This window comes from Pseudoalteromonas sp. S16_S37 (assembly GCF_014694405.1).
Lineage (GTDB): Bacteria > Pseudomonadota > Gammaproteobacteria > Enterobacterales > Alteromonadaceae > Pseudoalteromonas.
On the sequence record NZ_JAAUWV010000018.1, the window covers coordinates 61,927 to 81,474 of the forward strand.

Consider the following 19,548-nt stretch of genomic DNA (forward strand, 5'->3'; position numbering starts at 1 on the left):
ATTTATTCGTCTCGCGACCAACGTAAAAAATTAATTATCAAATTAGGTCATTATCGACCTGTTTAAGTACCTCAATTCGGGTAATATTTAACTAAAATTAACATAATTAAATTAAATGTTTCTTGTAAGTGTGAGTTTTTCTTTTGAATTGTTCTAAGTAACTTACTTGGTCATTTTTCATAATATATTTCCGTTAATTTTAATTCTAACTTTTAAATTCATCGAATTTAAAGCCTCTTCATTAAACCACGAAGTAATAAAAAATTTAAACATCATTGAATTGTATTTAAATGTAAAGATGATTTTTTTCCTCTTACATTTATTGATTTTTAATGTGTAGTATAAATCCAATTTAGGAGTTAACAGTGTCAAATAATCATGACCAAAAAGTAAATTACGAAAAGCTATTTGGGCCACTTAATTTTAAGCAAGGCGATAACGCAAGGAGTGTATATTCACCAGCTGCTTATCTTACTGACTTACTTCAGTTAGTCGATGATGAAGTCAATCCTGAAAGCATTAATGATCTCAAAAAGCTCAGTCAAAGGCGCGAAGATATTATCGAAAAGATTATGCTTGATGCCGACAATACGTACGAACTATTACCATATCTTGATATAGTAAATGAGCGATTAATTGCTGAAATAAACAGGTTTGTTGGTGAAAGTAATATAGATATTAATTCTAGAGCTTTCAATGTTTTGAAAAAAGATTGTTATCCAGAAAAAATTCCTTTTGACTACCATAATGAAAGAGTTAAGTTGTATTTAGAGTACCTATCTGTTGGTGCTGATGAAATATATAAATCATATGTCGGGGATTTTAACTCGTATGATAACTTTATGATTGCTCAGGAGCAATTAGGCCTGTCAGATGATCTAAATACTTTATTGACGTCACCTTGGGTATTATTAAATAAAGCTAATATAGCTATCCCCGATGTAGTGGAAAAGATTAAAGCAAGTTTTGGTCACAAACTTTCGATAGTAAATAACTTATCTATAAATGAAGATGGTAATTTTTCTGGTATTGCAGCAGATAAGGAAATTGATGTTGGTGAACTGAAATCTGCAATGGGGCTAACTCATAATCAGTTGGAGTCCCTAGTCTATGGGCCGCTGAACTTTGAAGAACAAGCGAGTAATATCTTGGGCCAACAGGTCAAGCTAGAAGATTTGTACTTAAATCAAGGTCTTGGAGGGTATTTCAAGTTCAATGAGCAGCAAGATAAATTAGTTTGGTCCCAAGGAACACCTACAGATGTGTCAGTGGTTAGTTGGCTAGATCGTGCACACCGTGTTGTTCGCTTGTCGCATGCGATTAGTATTGACTTTAACTCTTTAGAATTGATCCTCCGAACGTGCTGCAGTTGCAAGTTAGATCATGCAGCCTTAGTAACATTGTCTTTTATTAAAACATTGAGTAAGCGTTCTGCTAAGCCAATAGATGAAGTTTGTTCTTTGTTTAGTAGCATCAACAATTGTGGATTTGGTAATGACGTGCAACCTACAGATCTGTTCAATCGTACTTTTAATGGTCTTTGTGCTCTGTCAGACAAATCCTATCTTGGTGAAGTGCGTCCAGAGCAATATCTAGGATTTGACAGAATTACTTGGCAAAATGGTGATATTTTATCGTTAGACAACAAAAATTATCGTCGCCGTATCGTTAATGAGCTGGGTATTTCCGAAAAACAACTCAAAACGATTGTGACAGGATTTCGCTCTCGTCTTAATCAACATATTACTGATCACAATGATTACATTGAACTTTGGTATAGGCCTGATGAAGAGTTTTCTCTTCTCAATACTTTGTATCGTGTAACGATGTTGGCGAACTATCTTGAGTTAACCATTGAATCACTTTTCATACTATTCGACGTACTTGAGAACGATGCTGTAATTAACCAAATGCAGTACAAATATGATCACTTTCGCTTTGCGAGTCATACTAAGAATTGTTTTGATATTGTAAGAGAAAGCGAACTTCACACGCACACAGTATCTGATCGCATCTGGTTGATTCAAGCGTTGCAAGGAGTCTCGCAGTACATTAGCGATAATGGTTTTTCTGCAAAAGAGTTACTTACTATTACCTGCAATAAAGAGCCTCGCAAGCTTGTTTTGACGGAAGCACAATTAAAAGACCCTACAACCTATGTGAATACAAACAATAAGTCAGAAAAAGATATCGCAGGGTTTGATCGCTTATACCAAAAAGTAAAAAGCAAACTGTTATCTACAACGGTCTATGTGTCAAATGAGATTGATGAGCGCACTGCTCGCATTGTGCATGAAGTGATCAATAGCATGTCAGGGACACTGGTTGCGTACAGCGATAATCGAATAGCACTGTTTGATGAGCATGCTGCGAAAACAGCTGCGCTCAAAGTGAGTGAACAGTTAGATGTGATTGCGCAAGCTGATTTTCTTGGTTTGGGATTAGAGGAGAAGGTAGCGCAGAAGATCTTCGATAATCTAGTGCTGATGGGCTATTTAAATACCGATGGTGCATTACAGTTAGCAGATTTTCCACAAGATAAAGCACACTTCCATTTGCAGACCAATTTCAGCGCGTTTAAACAGCCTCTTTATGATCTTATTGCACAGCGTGTGGCAACCAATCCTGATGACGGTTTCCATATTTCTGACTTAGATGAATTGGGGATGCTGGTCCAAGAGCGCAACGAGTTGTATGACAACCTTATTTTTAACGGATATTTGGATACTGATGGTAATATCATTGAGCAGGCTACGTTTGAATTTATTGAAAACTTTGCATTATTCGAAGTTAATTCTCAAATTACCGCGCATGCCGACGAAGTTTACTCTCTAATTAGTGCGAGAATAAAGAAATTCAAGAAGTTGAAAATCAAAGCCTCGAAAGAGACGTTTTCTGAACTTAAGTTAGATGAAAATCAACTGGACGACTTGCTCAATAATCTACATTTTAATGGCTATATTGATGAGGAAATGTACATTATTGATAATCAGGTAATTATCGCGTTAAGTGCAGATAACTTCCTATTAGAAGTACAGTTTTATCCTTACACGCAACAGATCATTGCAGCATTACAGTCCTTAGTTACAAAGCAAAAACAGCAATTTGAACAATTCAGTCAGTCAGACTTTAAGGACATAGCAGATAACCTTATTGCCGATTGGGTGTATGCTGTATTTAGTCAATTTTATTTAAATGAGGGCAGATTAACGACCGATGCATTACGCTTTTTCTCTGACGACGCGAATGCTGAGCTGTTAGATGTACACTGGCCATTTAAGCCAAGCGATAACAAAACGGTATTTGAGCGTATAAAAAGTATCATTACTAGGTTAAATGACTATCGATTTACTCATGCAAATTTGGAGTCGATGCAACTTGAACAAGTACAGTATGACCAACTAGTCGGTGATTTAACTGAGCAAGGCTACTTGCAACCGAACCTTGAAGTTCATCCTGATAAAGTTGCTTTTTTCTTAAATGCTAACAACGCTTTATCATTTGAAGTTGAAGATTTCTTAGACTTTAACAAAGACCTATTTTTTGTCCTCAATAAACTTGCTCGAAATACACACTCGCTGCACAGTGCAATGATAGAAAAGCATCAGTCTGTTGCCGAACAGCAGCAGCGTTTAGTCTATCGCACATTGGCACAAACTTTATCGTTAAAAGAAATGACGGTGATGCAACTGAGTCAGCAATTGTTTAATAATAACCAGCATATTGAAAATTGGTTGGGACCGATTATCTCAACGGTTGGGTTAGATGACACGATAAGTGCCATGCCCGCAGATAGCCTATTTTCATCCACTTGGAAAAGGATTAAACAATTTTCTTTGTTTGCTGCAAAGATGGGCTTAAATGAAGATGAGGTTGCGATTGCGTTTAGAGATCAAAGCTTAGTTGAGAAGTTTCCCGTCAATTTAGCATTACCTGAAGTGATGTTGCGTAGTGGTCATACCAAACGTATCGATACTATTGATGCATTGCTAGAAAGTAAGGATGGCTATATCTATTTGTTCTTGAGCAAGAATGATGAACATCAAGATAGCTATGCTCGCTATTGGAAGTATGATGCATCGACATTGGAAAGAGTTGAGACTGACGATGATAAGCTTGCCAGTTTACTCACTGGTGACACCCAAAACGGACTAGTTTTCGACCAAGTCATAGCTGCTTATGTTGATAAAATGGGACGTAATGTGGTTATTGCCGATAATGAATATTACGTGATGACGCCGATGCTAGAAAGGGATGACAGCAATCACGATTTGATGGCAAAACCATGGCAAAAATTGACCCGTAAGTGGGGTCAAACCGACATGGAGTATGAAGATTTTAGTCAAGTTGATGCCATTTATACAGACACAACGGGCGCAATATTCATGTTTAGTGGCGGTCAATATGTGAAGTTCTCCGACCCGCAAAATATGAAAAAACCTGACCTTGGCTATCCGAAGCTCATTTCACAGAGCTGGTCTGAAGAAGGGCAAAGTGAGGCGTTGCATAAAACTTTTGATTGTCACATTGATGCGTCTTTTCAAGGTTTAGACGACAAAACTTACTTTTTTAAAGATGACTACTTTGTCACCAGTGATGCACCACAAACGCGTCGTGCAATTAGTGATGTGTGGGGCAAGGTTAGAAATCGCTTAGCTGAAGGTCATCGTGTTGACGCCTGTTTTGTGGGTAAAAATCCACTGCTTGTTAATCATTTGTCGAATGAAGGTAGCGAGGAGTCTGGCGAGAACGGAACTAACCCTCTCATGCAGGATATAGTGACGGTATTCTCTGGCGATCAGGTATTTGCCTACCAAGATTGCATTGAAAATCCAGAACTGGAAATTGTATCTGGCTACCCGCTTGAAATTAAAGATTATCTTTTAGCATATATGGGCCTTAACCCAACCGATGGATATCGCTTTGAAACAGATATGCTGGCATTTTTTGAAGGCATTGATGCGGCTTTTGTGGGTCATGATGGCAAGTTAAACTTATTCAAAGGTGAACACACGGCAGTACTAGGCGATATGCCTGCACAGCTCGTAGTAAGCAAAACCAAAGATATTTGGCCAAACAATGCAAAGACGATAGCCAATAGTGGCGCTGATGGTGAGTTTTTCAATGTATCAGCAGCACTCACTGGATTAGATGGGCGAGTATACTTATTTGTTGACAACCTGTATTACCGATTCAGTGGATCAGATTTAAGTGTGGTTGATGCTGGGTTTCCAAAACCCATTGCCGATGATTGGGATGGCTTAGAAACCATTGATGCTGCCTTTGTGATGGATGGGAAAACTTATCTATTTGGCCAAAGCGACGAGCATAAGCAGTACATACGTTATGCTACAAACGACTATCGAAAACCAGATGAAGGTTATCCCAAAGCACAGCAAGAAACAGTCAGTCATTGGTGGAATCTACCGGATAGTTGGACTGGGGACGACGTTGATGTACAAAAGCAGTTTAAAGGTGTTGATGCTGTATTTAATGCACCGGATAAGAAAACCTATCTATTCAGCGGACGCTATTTTACCTATTTTGACCATGTTAACCGTTGGTGGGCTGAACCTGAATTAATCGCAGACAAGTGGCCAGCCTTACCTGATGCGTTTCATCATAAAATTGATGCAGCATTGAGTGATAAAACAGGTAAAACCTATTTGTTTAGCGCAGGACAATATGTTCGCTTCTCTGATGCACATTATTGTGAAATTGATGAGCATTATCCAAAAAGTACGTCTTTGGACTTTGCCCAAAATGCACTCGAACAAGGCATGACGCCATGTGCTGATTTTATCGTTACGGCTGCGATGTCTCTGATAGCCCAAGAGAAAGAAGTTGGCGTCACTGACAATGAAATCATTCATACTCGACTATATAGCTACTTGTTTAGTGGTGATAGGTATTATCGCTATCGCAGTGAATTTAACGACAGTCCTGGCGCTGAAGCGTCACAATGGTTAACAACGCTAGATGCGGATTACCCTAAGCCTATTGATAAACTCAAAGATGAGCCTCGTTTTAAGCATTTTAATGAGACATCATCTGTGCTCTTCGAGCAAGATGCGCATTGGCTAGCACGCCTAGACGCCGCATTTGCCGATATGCGTAATGTGTATTTGTTTATCGACAATCGCATTGAAGTGGTGTCGACACAAAACCATAGTCAATACGGCCCGCAGAAGCATTCACATTTGGACACTTCGCATAGCCGACTGGTTAATGCGCAGTATGCACTAAATCTTAATAAAATTGATGGGGTTCAATGCGCATTAGTGGAAAACGGCCATGTATACATGAATCATGGCTCCTCTTGGGCACAGTTTACAAGCTTGGAAGGCTATCAACTAGGCATCAAAAATAGCGCCCCAACCTTGATAGAGCTGCTGCATGAAGAAGATCAGTCTGCATTGACAACGGTGCTTGAAGGTGCTGATGGTAACACCTACTACTTTAAATCTGCTGAACAAGGTGATCATGCCTATTACTACGATAAACAGTTAGACAAGGGTGAGCGTGTCACCGATAAGTGGGGCAAAGTTGCCAATAATATCGAAAAGCGCAATAGCATCGACAGTGCGCTTCATTACGGCAATAAAACGTACGTGTTCAGTGGTGGGCAATATGTGATTTACGATGAGCAAGTTGACCCGTTTTTAACGCCAAATACACCTGTTTGGACTGACAATACACAGCTTGGCATTAGAAGTGTGTCTGATGATTTTGGTTTGCACAGTGTCGATATTGCCTACACTGCTGATAGCATCACTTATTTACTTGAACACCCAGATGAAGCAGGCAATAGGCGCTACGCGATATTAGATCACTGCGATGGCGAGGGGATGTACAAGGCCAAAGTCGATTATTTAAATAGCCATGATTGGCAGATGCCGGAATATTTAGAGGATCATGGCTGGTTGATGCCTGATGCAATACTCAACAAATCGCAATTGCAAAAAACCACGATGCAAAGTGATGGCTTTAGACGACGTAATAATCGTGCTGAGTGTCATGAAAAAGAGGCGCTGGTATTTATTAAAGGGCGCGAATATGTGAATTATGACCCAAATACTGATCATTGGACTAAACCTGCTTCAATAGCAGATCTATGGGGAGACATCCTTGAATGTGATGAACAAATTTTTGATAAGCTGCAGGGCGTTTATGTCCATCCTAAACCTAGAACTGGGCCTGGGGCACGCGGTGGTACGCCTACTTACTTCTTAGGCGAGCATTGTTTTCAAAGTTTGCTATACGACTTAGACCAACAGGGTGTAAGCCTTACAACACACAGGGAATACAAAGACTATTTAGGCGTTGCAAAGCCGGTATTCACAAGCATTGATGCGAGCTTTGTTTATAAAAGTAGGTACACTTACTTATTCTCAGGTAACCGTTATATCCGATACACGGGTGACGACTATTGCCATATGGATGAGGGGTATCCTAAGTTTATTGAAACAGATCTAAATAAAGAGCCTGGTTTTACTAAACTACCTGATTCTTTTGCGACAACCATTTCGCACATTGTGAAGCAGTATACGTTGACATCGAATGAGCATGCTGAGCAGATGCCGTCATGTCATGGTGAGCCAGCGATTGTTACCCATACGGTTATCAATGGCATTATTTCCAATGGTCATTCAACGTATTTGTTCCTAAATCATGGTAACAATGAGCCAGACTCGTTCCTTGTATTTAGTGAGCAAGGTAGAAGAACCGTTACTTTGGACGCTTTGGCCTATTTACCTAACTTATTTGATAGAACTGAATCAATCGATGCCGCAGTTACTTATCAGGGCGCAACCTACTTGTTTAGTAATGATAAATACCTGCGTTATTCAAACTGTGACTATGAACATCCCGACAAGGGCTACCCCAAATCAATAGCACAGAGTTTACTGACTGATATCGGTAAAGGTGGGCAGCTACATGCCGACTTCCACTGTGATATTGATGGTGCAACGGTTGGCCGTGATGGTCGCTTGTATTTGTTTAAAGGCAAACAGTATGTTGAGCTAACCATGCCAAGTATCGCCAAGGTCATTGCAAGTGATTGGAAAATAGACACTGACTCTTTGACTAACCCCTTGTGTCAATCATCAATGGGTGAGCTAGAAGGTGATATGTCACAAAGTGTTTTTGATGGAGCGTTTGTAGATGATTTAGGGCGTTTATATATCCTAAAAGGTGAGCAAGTACTGCGCTATGCTGATACCGAGCAACTGTATTTTGAACCCGGATTTCCTAAGCACGTCAGCGAAGTGTTTAAACAAATACCTAGAGAGTTTCAACAAGGTGTGCACGGTGCCTTTACGTTTGCAGGACACACTTATTTGGTTCGAAATGGGGAAAACATGGGTGATATCCCATCCCAAGAAGGCATTTTTGTGCGTTATCCTACGGGCCAATATCACTGTTTGTATACCCCGCATAAAGATTTGCAATATCCTCAAACTTTTGCTTCTCGCTGGGGTCGATGGGCTGATTATCGTTTGCAAGACTTAGCCTTGATCAGCAGCTTTAAAAAGCTCAATGAAAAGGCCTCTACTGAGCATGATTTAACAGCGATGTTTAAGCATCACGGCGGCTATGTTGATAAGCCTTTTGAAAAAATAGCGGCCATGTATGATTGGGATCTTGAGGATCTGACTTGGTTGAAACGAAAAAATGGTTTCTTGCCAAAACTAAATGATGAAGAGCAGTTTGTAACTTTAGAATGGTTGGACCGTGTCAATCAAATTTTTGCACTCGCGCACCGACTTAGAACAAGCGCTAAATCAATGTATCAGGATATCTACATGCCGCGCTATATGGCGTCAGATAAAGTGGACGGTGAGTTATTTGAGGTTGATGGGGTTAAATATCACTTCGATCGTAACCAAGCGATAGCTGATAAGTTACTGACTTACTTAACAGGCAAGTATTGTAAAGATGCTCAAGCGAAGATATTGAAAAGCGAGATTCATAATCGTTTAAATATACTCAAACGAGATGCAATGGTGCCGTTTATTTTGTACAAAGATGAAGAAATTTCAGACGAGCGAGATTTGTCAGAAAAATTGCTAATCGATGTGCAAATGAGCGAGTGCATGGAAACCTCCCGAGTCAAAGAGGCGATAGGTGCTGTGCAACTGTACTTCCATCGTTTGTTCTTAAACTTAGAGCAAGTTGAATTAAAAGGCGAAAGTGACAATGAACAGGTTCGTAAAGCGTTAAAAGCGCGCTGGGAGTGGTTTAAAAACTATCGCGTATGGGAAGCAAATCGTAAGGTTTTCTTGTATCCAGAAAACTACATTCGCCCAGAATTGCGTGATACTAAAACAGAGTTATTTAAGCGCTTTGAAGAGGCAATATCGCAGGGCAACTTAAATAATGACACCTTAAACAAGGCATTCGGTCAGTATGTCGACAGCTATGCTCAAGTGTCAAATTTAACTATCGCTGGCGGGTATGTATATGACAACCCGAATAATAGTGCCGACAAAGAGGTGATCTTATTTGCCCACACAAAAACGCAGCCGATGACTTACTATTATCGTACAGCGACTTTTGTAGATGGACAAACCAGTGAAGTTGTGTGGAAACCTTGGCAAAGCGTGAATATAGCGATTGACGCTGATAGGGTTTATCCAGTCTTCATACAAAACAAAATTTTTATATTTTGGACGCGTGTAGAACAAGCCCAAGTTGGTGCGAAGAACAGCAAAGTTGAGATCCGTGCCAATAGTGATGACAAATCTTTATATACGCCGAAGAGCAATAGCGCTATACAAAGCGTGATTAAGTTCTTTTACTCAACCTTAAATAGTAACCAACAGTGGTCGACGCCACAGCAGTTGAACTATCAAAAAGCGTTTAAAGAAAAGGTATCGGCTCATTATTTGAGCTTTAAACATCAAGAGGGTAAAACCTCAGGAGGCTTAGACAAAATAGAAATTCAATGCTTCTCAAGCTTAGAAAATGAAATTTTTCCGATCTTAGAAGATGACCAAACGGTTGACTTGAAGAAGCTAAGAGATACCGTCATCAAGGTAAATCGTTTAGCGCATTTTGAGCATAATCACCCAACTTTGTACTTCAAAGCAGTGTCTGACGAGGGAGACTATTATCTTTATGCAGCACCAGCAGAGGAAGAAAGCGACAAATTTAGGCTCAAAATGAAGCGAGTTGTTCCTGGTGATAAACTGCCCGCGATTTACTTGCAGGGTATGTTGCCTTTTAGCAATGACGGCAATGATACCCAGAAAAACGGCTTTTATATTATCCGCGACTATCAGCGGAGCCCGTATTATTACTACATGGGTGTACAGGGCAGTAAAGCTTGGTCTATCAAAGGCAATGCGCATCAGCATATTGAGCGAGATATAACACCGCAAATGCATCGCACCATGATGTTGCGAAAAGCGTCAACGGGTCATGGATTTAACTTGGTTTATCAAGCAAACGGCAGCGATGCTGAACACACTTTGTATTATGAGCACAACCTTGATGTCTCTGCTTTTGAGAGTAAAGACAGCCATGGTCAAATTAAGAGCCCACAAAACGAGCAATTGAGTCATTCGGCGTTTATTCCAGTGACGCATTATGAGAATCACACCCGTTTTGAGTTTACACCTCAGACCAATCAAAGTGTGGAGTTAAGCAATAAAGCTGCGGACAAAGATTTCAATTGGATAAATTCAGGCATTAGTACATTTGAAACACTTTTTCCAAAAGAAGACAGCAGCCGCATCCAGCAGCCTGTGGCATTAAATGTGCCAGATAATAGCGGGCAAAACCTGTCATGGTTATGTTTTGACTACAAAGGCGGGAGTTTCTTGTGCAAACCCACTATCGGCAATATCGAAGTTGAAGAAGCCAAAGATCTAGGCGCTTGGTTTAACAGCAATGTCGCGCAACAGGCTGTTTATAATCCCGCAGCTGATAAAACCTATTGGTTTGATGGTAATGCAGGACAAGGGCAATTTGTGCGCTTATCTGATGAGGAGTTAGTCAGTAACGCAGCGCCCAGCAGTGCTAAGCAGACAAGTGAGTATTGGGGTCGAGTTCGCCAAGATATCAGAACGAATATTGATGCAGCACTGTTTGTACCGAATGCAGTCTCAGGAAAAGATGCCGTTTATCTATTTAGTGATAAAGATTACCTCAGATTTACCTTAAATGAGGGGGAACAGCACGATTTACTTCAAGCAGATACAGGCTACCCAAAAATACTCGGACAAGATAAAGACGTTATACATTTACCTACAGAGCAAGTAAGTGGTGCGTTTCATAATGGTGGCAACAATTACTTTGTTCAAGGTAAGCAGTGGGGCACCGTCGATAGTCACGGCAATATCGCTGCGATGCCCTATCCATTATGGCCTCAGGCTAAGATGACGGACGAACCGTTTGATGTAAGTAAAATAACTGGGGTGTTTGAGTACGCTGGAAAAACTTATCTTATTTACGAATATGATCGTATTAAAGAGTTTGAACTGTTGAATGAACCCCTTCTAGATAGCTTGGAAAGCTATTACACACGAAGTAACGCAAATGAGATCAATAGATTTAAAAGTGGCTTTACTTATAAGGAGGTGGTGTTCTTCAATGTAGGCAGTGACACGCAACCAGAGCTTTATTATATGAACTCAACAGCACTTTACTGTGGTAACGGCAGTCATGGTAATGCGCCTTTGCGCTATCGGGTTTATGATCAGGGGCCAAATTACAATTTGGTGCAGCTTCAAGGCAGTGGTTGGACGAAAGAGGCGAAAGTATATGGAGAAGATAATGCAGCAGTTTCTCCTAAAATTAAGGGATTCTTTTATTACAAAGGATTCTTTTATATTCAGCAAGGTGACGAATATATCGCCCGTGATCAATTTAACATGGAGGAAGATATTGAACTACATCGCCAAGGTGATTTAGAAAAATTAGCTGTTGACAGCCTAGAAAACTTTATCCATGGCGCAGAAATAGACGCTACCTGCATTCTAGAAAGATATATCGTTGTTATATCAGGAAGCAGGGTTGCTTACTATAAGGATTTTGATGATATCAAACGAAGCGGTGAGCAAGGGCTGAGCTCAGTGTCATTAAGGCAACTTTCAGATAACGAGAGTGAGCCGATTAAGGCTGCGGTCGTATCAAAAAATATACAAGGTGACGGCCGGATATATCATCAAGGCGGTTATACCTACATTGATGATAACGAACTGAAACCTTATGACACCAATTGGATCCCCGCACGCAATCAGCTTAAAGCCAATGATGGGAAGATTGATGCGATTTTTGCAAAAAATAACGTTATCTACTTACTAACGGGCGACTACTACTATCGCTATAGTAACCTCTCTGAACTGGATGATTTACTTCAAAAGCCACTCACTAGCTTAAGTGATACGGATGTTGCCGCAGATGTGGGTTATCCTAAACGCATTGCGCAAAACCAAGATGGTGTATATCAGCTCAGCAACAATCGTGAGCTTGACTTGCAGTTCGCTTTTACAAGCGAAGACGACACGGTGTATGTTAGTGGACGCGGTAGTGCTAAGCTGTTTAATCGCGTTAATAGCCTTGGCCAATTGGTGAATGGTAAGCCTATGATTTTGCATCAAAGTATAAAAGATGCGCTGGGCGTTACACACCTTGGACAAATTAAGCTGATGTATAACCATGGTAACCATACGCGCGTTTTTGCCAATGGCAAGTATTTGGATCTGTCGAATCTTGCAGGGTTACTGCCTGACTTATCAGACGCTAAATACGATATTTTACGTCTGTCATCGATGACAGGCAGCGAAATAGCGCGAAAGTTTTACAGTGGTGGTGTTGAAGGTTTGTTGGCGTTGCCAACGCAGCTAATGGATGAAACACCGAGATTTATGCTCGATGATGGCAACCTACAAACCGATGATACCCGTATTATTGTCAATGCAGAGGTCGTCGATAACGACAATGTCCCGAGCGACTCGCATTTAGAGTTCAGGCATGCCAATGGTATTTATTACTGGGAATTATTCTATCATTTGCCAGCACTGATAGCGCAAACCTTGTCAGAGAGTCAAAAGTTTGAAGCGGCTAAACGCTGGTATCAAATGATTTTTGACCCAAGCAATGCATCTGACAACTGGCACTTTTTGCCGTTTGTGTCATCCGACATCGACGCCATTGTGAGTAAATTGGCACAGCTTAAAGACATAACGGCGCTAACCGCTGCAACCAATGCATTTATTAATGCACTTGTACCACTTAATCCGTTATTTAAAGGTCAACGCTTAACAAGCGAGCAACTTGATGCGATTAAACAAGGTCATACTACATTATCGGCGGGGGTGAACGCGCATATAACCACGGCTTTATCGCCTTTCGAATTGGCGCTAGCTGGCTTTAATGTAGGTGACAACGAGATTGTTGACTATGTTGCGCAAGAAATACTGCCCTTGGTGAGAAAACTGCCAGCACGTATTGCTAGTATGCAAACTCAGGCTGCGCAGATACGCGCGTATCTAGAGGACCCTTTTGACCCCCATACCATTGCAGGGCTGCGCACCATTGCTTATCGCAGAAATATCGTGATGGGCTACATCGACAATATCATTGACTGGGGTGATGCACTGTTTAGGCGTTACACACGAGAGAGTATCAACGAAGCACGCATGTTATATATGCTCGCCTACGACATGCTTGGTAAACGACCAGACAATCTTGGCGATTTAGTGCTCAGTAACGCGTCAAATTACGCGGATTTACACACTCTTGGCGCCGACACAGATGAACGCACCCGATACGATGTGCTATTTGACGTGGACGGCGGCGCGGTTGAGCATAGCTTGAACTTTGCCGGTCGTGTGCACGAAAGTGTTACCAACAGTTACTTTCATGTACCTGAAAACGCCCACTTGCTCAAATATTGGGACAGAGTTGAAGACCGCTTACATAAAATTCGCCAGTGTCTTGATATTAATGGAATTAAGCAGCCGTTACCGCTGTTCCAGCCGCCAATTGACCCTATGGCGCTGGTGAATGCTGTAGCAGGTGGCGGCGGTGTTGCCTCTGCAATCGCTGGGTTATCAGCAGCCGTGCCATATTATCGCTTTGACTTTATGCTAGCCAAAGCCAAAGAACTAGTGGCACAAGTCAGTCAGTTTGATGGCGAGCTGCTAGGCACCATTGAAAAGCTTGAGGCTGAGCAGCTTGCTCAGTTGCAGCAAAAACATGAAGGGGTGATCTTAGATAAAAGCCGCGCCGCGATTGAAGCGCGACTTGAGGAGGCAAAACTCAACAAACAAGGCTTAGAAGAAAACCTGGAACGGGCCAAGTTTCAAAAAGCAGAGTATGACAGCTGGTTAACGCACAAGCCTGGTGTGTCAGTGGGAGATTTTATTGACGATGATAATGGTTGGTTAGCATCCGAGGTTAAACAACTTGAAAGCTTTGACGAAGCAGGCGACATGCTCTATTTGTCGGTTGGCTTGGAAGGGGCGGCTTCGGCACTTGAAGCGATCGGTGAAATAAAATTTGGTTCGCCTTGTACGTTGGGCACGATTGTGCACCTAGGCAAAATTGCCGCAGCGGTTGCCAGTGTTGGCGCAAAAATAGCGCAAACGCGCTCTGAGATCCTCAGCTACAATGCCGAGTCTTATGCGGTTGTGGCGCAGCATGAGTTGTCGATGCGTGATTGGCAGATGCAAAGAACCACCACTGAGCACGAAGAAAATGAACTGAAGCTACAAATTCAAGGCTCTGATGAAAACATTAAGTCTATTGAAAATGAGCTGTTGGTGCATGATCAAGAAGTGAAACACAACGCGCAAGTGGCTGACTTTTTACAATCTAAATTTACCAATGCGGCACTGTATGCGTGGATGAAAGGGCGTTTAATGAAAGCCCATGATCGCGCTTTTAAGCTGGCCCATGATTACGCCAAAGCAGCTGAAATGGCGTATCGTTTTGAGCGCAGTATAACCGACGCTGCGCGTAACCACATTCAAGGCATGCACCGTTACTGGGATAACAGTAAGCTAGGTCATCAATCAGCAAATCAGCTGAGTGTTGACTTACATGAGTTAGAAAAAGCCCATTTAGACACTCATCAGCGCGACCACGAAGTGACTAAAACCATTTCGTTGGCGCAGTGGGACCCAATCGCTTTGATGACGTTAAAGCACAAACGCTTATGTCAGTTTAAGTTGACCGAAGAGATGTTTGCCTATGACTTTCCAAGTCATTATTGTCGTCAGATAAAAGCGGTGAAGGTGCAAATTGAAGCCGGTGATGGCACCACAGTTAATGCAATATTAACGCAGCAAAGCCATAAAACGGTTATGGAGCCAGATGTGAACGCGGTGAAGCACTTGCTTAGCCCAGAAGGCACAGTACCGCTGTCGATACGTAGCAATTGGCGACCCAACCAGCATGTTGCCGTCTCGCAGTTAGACCAATACACGCAGCAAAGCAGCGGTGTATTTGAGCTTAACTTTGCCGACTCGCGTTACTTACCGTTTGAAGGCACCGGCGCGGTTTCTAACTGGCAACTGGAAATACCAGGGGCACAAAGTAACTTTGATATCAACCAGATAAAAGACGTAAAAATCGAGCTAGATTACACCGCTAAAAATGCAGGGAACGAATATGCCAATCAGGTACGTGCGTTGTTAAAACCATACACTAAAGCGGTTTATCTAGATATTGCACAGTTATTTGCCAACGATTTTTATGACTTGGTACACCAACAAACCGAGGAGTTAACGCTAAACGTAAGCAAAGCGCGCCTACCAGGCATGCATGGCGATAAAATAGACGCCATTTACACCTACATGGAAACCGAAAACGATGAGCAAGTTAACCTGACGCTCAATGGTGATGATACCTTGATACTACGTAACAAAGGCATTTTACTCACCAATTCGGTGAGTGTGGCAAAAGACGGCGCCCGCTGGACTTTAACACCACAAGGAGATGTATCTAAGCTTGAAAAACTGGGCTTAATTGTGGTTTACAAAGCCAAAGTTTAGTACCTGTAACAACCGTCACCCTGACGCAGGTCAGGGCCTTTCCAGCATAAACCAACCGGGGCTTAGCGCCCCAATCATCTTTATAAAACACTTTAACACCGAGGAGCCAAACATGACTTTTTGGAACACGGGCTAGCGGCCTGCGCAAGTAGTAACGCGAAAAACACTTATTACATAGACCTACAACGCATTGAGGTTGTGTAATGAGGCAATAACCAGTAGCGGCATTGTAGCCGCTAAATATAAAAGAGGTTGAAAAAGCATGGCAACAATTATGCCTGCCTCAAGCAAGCAATTAAATAGGCACACTATAAGGAGACAAAAATGAGTAAGGTTGTTGAAGAAGTAAAACAACTAGCAGGAAATTTACACGATTATTCGGTTGAAAAAAACGAACCTGCTCTGCAGCGGTTAAGTCAAATATCAAGTAAAAAATTATATTTGATGGATGTTGCTCACTCTGGGGATATGTACCACATGCGTGCAATGATGACTTTAGACCCAAAAGCGATTCTTGTGTTAGCTAACGTTAGTAAAAATGAGAAAGATAGAAAATTTTCACAGGTCTCTGTAATAGATTATCTGAGTAAGGGGCGAGAAGACCGAGTAATATTAGCTAGCAAAAGACTACAAACGAAACTAAATAATGAGGGAGACGCAACAAAGACAATAGAAGCAAGTTTGCAAAGTTCGATGAAGAAAAAAACGCTAGAATTAACAAAATCTGAACTACAACAAGGCATGATATTTCCAGATGGTCCAAGAGTATATTACGAGGGTGTTGACGAGGATGTTACGACAGTCTTTGGCGATAAAAAAGACGCAGTTTTGATTCTCCATCGTAACTCCGGCCTTAGAGGTAATGTTCATCCCGAATATGATACCGGACATGGTATTATTGACTTAATAATAAGTACTAAGAACCTGGGACTAACACCGATAATTAGTGGTATCGACAGAGACGCTCTTAAAAAAGAGCTTGGTGACATCTCCGAACCTTTTTTGTCTGATGATGTAAAATTTATTGGCGAATACTGGAAGAAGATGACGAAAGGAGAAAATTCAGCTCTACCAGACCGAATGAAAGAAGCCCAATTTATGGCGAAAGCTTTTGAAGACGGTTTTTTTAAGTCGGTTATTGGTTTTAGGAGCGGGGGGATTGATTTATTTACATTTATGGCAATACCAACGGTATCCATCGGCCTTCAAAACTATGTTGGTGAGGAGAGGCATGAGAGACTCAGTAACCTAGGCTTAAACAGAACATTGTTGCGCTATGAATTCCCCCGCAGTCCTTATACGGTGCGTGGCAGAGTTAAAAGTACAGACGAACCTGTTACATTTGGTTCAACTCCAAACGACACAAGTAAAATCCCAGATTTTCAGATAAGTAAATTGGGTGTAAACTGGAATATTCCGTCGGAAGGGGAAACAGACTTATCCATACTAGAGCGAACACTTTATCAATATCAAAATAATGAAGTGACAAAGGAGCAAATACATGCACTATTGGAATTAATGTTTGAAGATACATCTGCTTTTCCAACAGAGCAGTTTAACAGTTCTGATAGTAATTTCTTTGAACAACTGTTAAAGCAAACCATTAAACTAGCTGAAACGCAGGACAGGAGTACTAGAGAAGAAAAAGGTCGAGAACCGCAAAGTCTCGGTGCAAAAACTCCTCTTGAGAAGATTAAATTGAATAGACATACCTATGCAGATCAGCTTCATTCGAAAACATTTCCTGTAACGATTAATCAAGAGAGGATTAGTGAGCTAGCAGGTTTAGTTGCAGAGGAGCGTATTGCTTGGAAACAGCTTCGCGAGCTCTTAAAGAAGGTTAACGATGCTCAGCCGCTTAGTAAAGGAGATCAAGGGAGAGGAGCTAGAGGGACAGGAGGTCGAGGGAGAGGAGAGCAAGGGAGAGGAGAGCAAGGGAGAGGAGAGCAAGGGAGAGGAGAGCAAGGGAGAGGAGCTAGAGGGAGAGGAGCTAGAGGGAGAGGAGGTCTTTAGGATTCAAATCTCTTGAACAATTAAACTACTGAACTAATCTCGGCTTATCAGTCAATTAATCCCCTCACCAACCAGTCTTAAAACACGCCACCATATTGCTTGTACTCACACTGTCAAAGCGGTGCAAGTCACTGTACCTGTGCAAAAGAGCCTCTACAAATACGCCATGGCGCTTCACCAACGCGCTGTTGATAAAGTATATGGCAAGCCACTGTGATGAGTTTCCAGAAGCGGTAGTGAGAGGGTCGGCCCCTCATACAAGAGTTGGTGTGATTGATACGAGGTAACAGAGTATCAGTCACACCTATTCTTTTTTAATATATCTCAACCACATGCTCGTTGCTGCGAGCATTTAACACTCCCTTACTATAGATGCGCGTGATTTTTACATGGCAATACATGTGACCATTCAAAAGAGACATGCGCGCATTTTCAAGGAACAAACATGCCAAAAAATAAATCAACACCGACCAATGCTGGGCGGTTATCAAAAATCAAAACTGAGCTTTCTAAGCGTAAGCAACAATCGCGCGACAAAGCCGTAAAAAAGCAAAAGGACGCCAATGAGGCAAGCAAAGCGAGTATTAAGTCTGAGCTTGCTAATTCGCTGGGTAAAAAGCCTGAAGATATCACCGCATCTGACATAGATAAAATGATCAAAGACGCTGAAACATTTGCCAAAGAGTCAAATGGGCATGGCGGGGTTTTAGATGGCTTTTTGGGCGCGCTCATCAATGCATTACTAAAGTTTGGTAATATTGACTTAGGTAATGATGACGAATTTGACAAACACATGACGTTGCTTGGTGAAATAAAAGACGAAGTCATGCAACGAGACTCAGACAACCTCGAACAAGTTGAAAACAATATAAACCGCGTCGAGATACTACAAAAAATCACCGGGGATGTAGAAAGTGCTGATGCGCTTGTGGCCGGTGAAGACACCGAAAACATGCAAAGCATCCGCACTGCTGTTGAGGCAATCGGTCAGAGCGTGTCGACCTTGAGCGAAGATGGCACCCTACACCTTGATGATGTCGATAAGCTTGAGCAACTGCTCACACAAGTTGATAATTTAGAAACTGCTGCGTATTCGATGGACGATGAGGGTTTATCGCGTTATTACAGTGGCTTTGCGCAAGAAATTAAGCAGCGCATCTTCGCTGCTGCTGGATTTAAAGATTCCAATGCTCTTCCCTCGGCTAGAGCACGAACCGAGGCAATACGAGATAAAATTCGAACAGGAGACATACCTGAGGGCGGGATCAGAGCGCTTGATAATTCAGCTTCCCAATTAAAAGAAAGCTCTGATGCGGTTTTTGAGGTATTTGACCGTGTACACAGCCCAGAACAAAATGAAGTAGATAAATTAGAAGAGGGAGGAGACGAACAAAGTGTAGATGCAGACAAGCAAAGTGCAGATGCAGACAAGCAAAGTGCAGATGCAGACAAGCAAAGTGCAGATGCAGACAAGCAAAGTGCAGATGCAGACAAGCAAAGTGCAGATGCAGACAAGCAAAGTGCAGAT

At 41.8% G+C, this 19,548-nt stretch carries 3 protein-coding genes; all 3 read left to right on the top strand.

The genetic code is table 11. The features are described 5' to 3' along the window. Nucleotides 1-365 precede the first annotated feature (365 nt). Nucleotides 366-16,007 carry a Tc toxin subunit A-related protein gene (locus HC733_RS10270; protein WP_190364957.1) on the top strand — a complete coding sequence of 5,214 codons (15,642 nt, stop codon included), beginning with the start codon at nucleotides 366-368 and terminating at the stop codon, nucleotides 16,005-16,007. A gap of 324 nt (nucleotides 16,008-16,331) precedes the next feature. Continuing rightward, nucleotides 16,332-18,020: a hypothetical protein gene (locus tag HC733_RS10275; protein ID WP_190364958.1), complete on the top strand. Its 1,689-nt coding sequence runs from the start codon at nucleotides 16,332-16,334 to the stop codon at nucleotides 18,018-18,020. A gap of 445 nt (nucleotides 18,021-18,465) precedes the next feature. After that, nucleotides 18,466-19,548 (top strand): hypothetical protein (locus tag HC733_RS10280; protein ID WP_203219206.1); only part of this gene is annotated, 1,083 nt, incomplete at its 3' end.

What these genes read in the sequence shown, in the direction of transcription:
- HC733_RS10275 (WP_190364958.1), top strand. Translation starts at nt 16,332, where the DNA reads ATGAGTAAGGTTGTTGAAGAAGTAAAACAACTAGCAGGAAATTTACAC.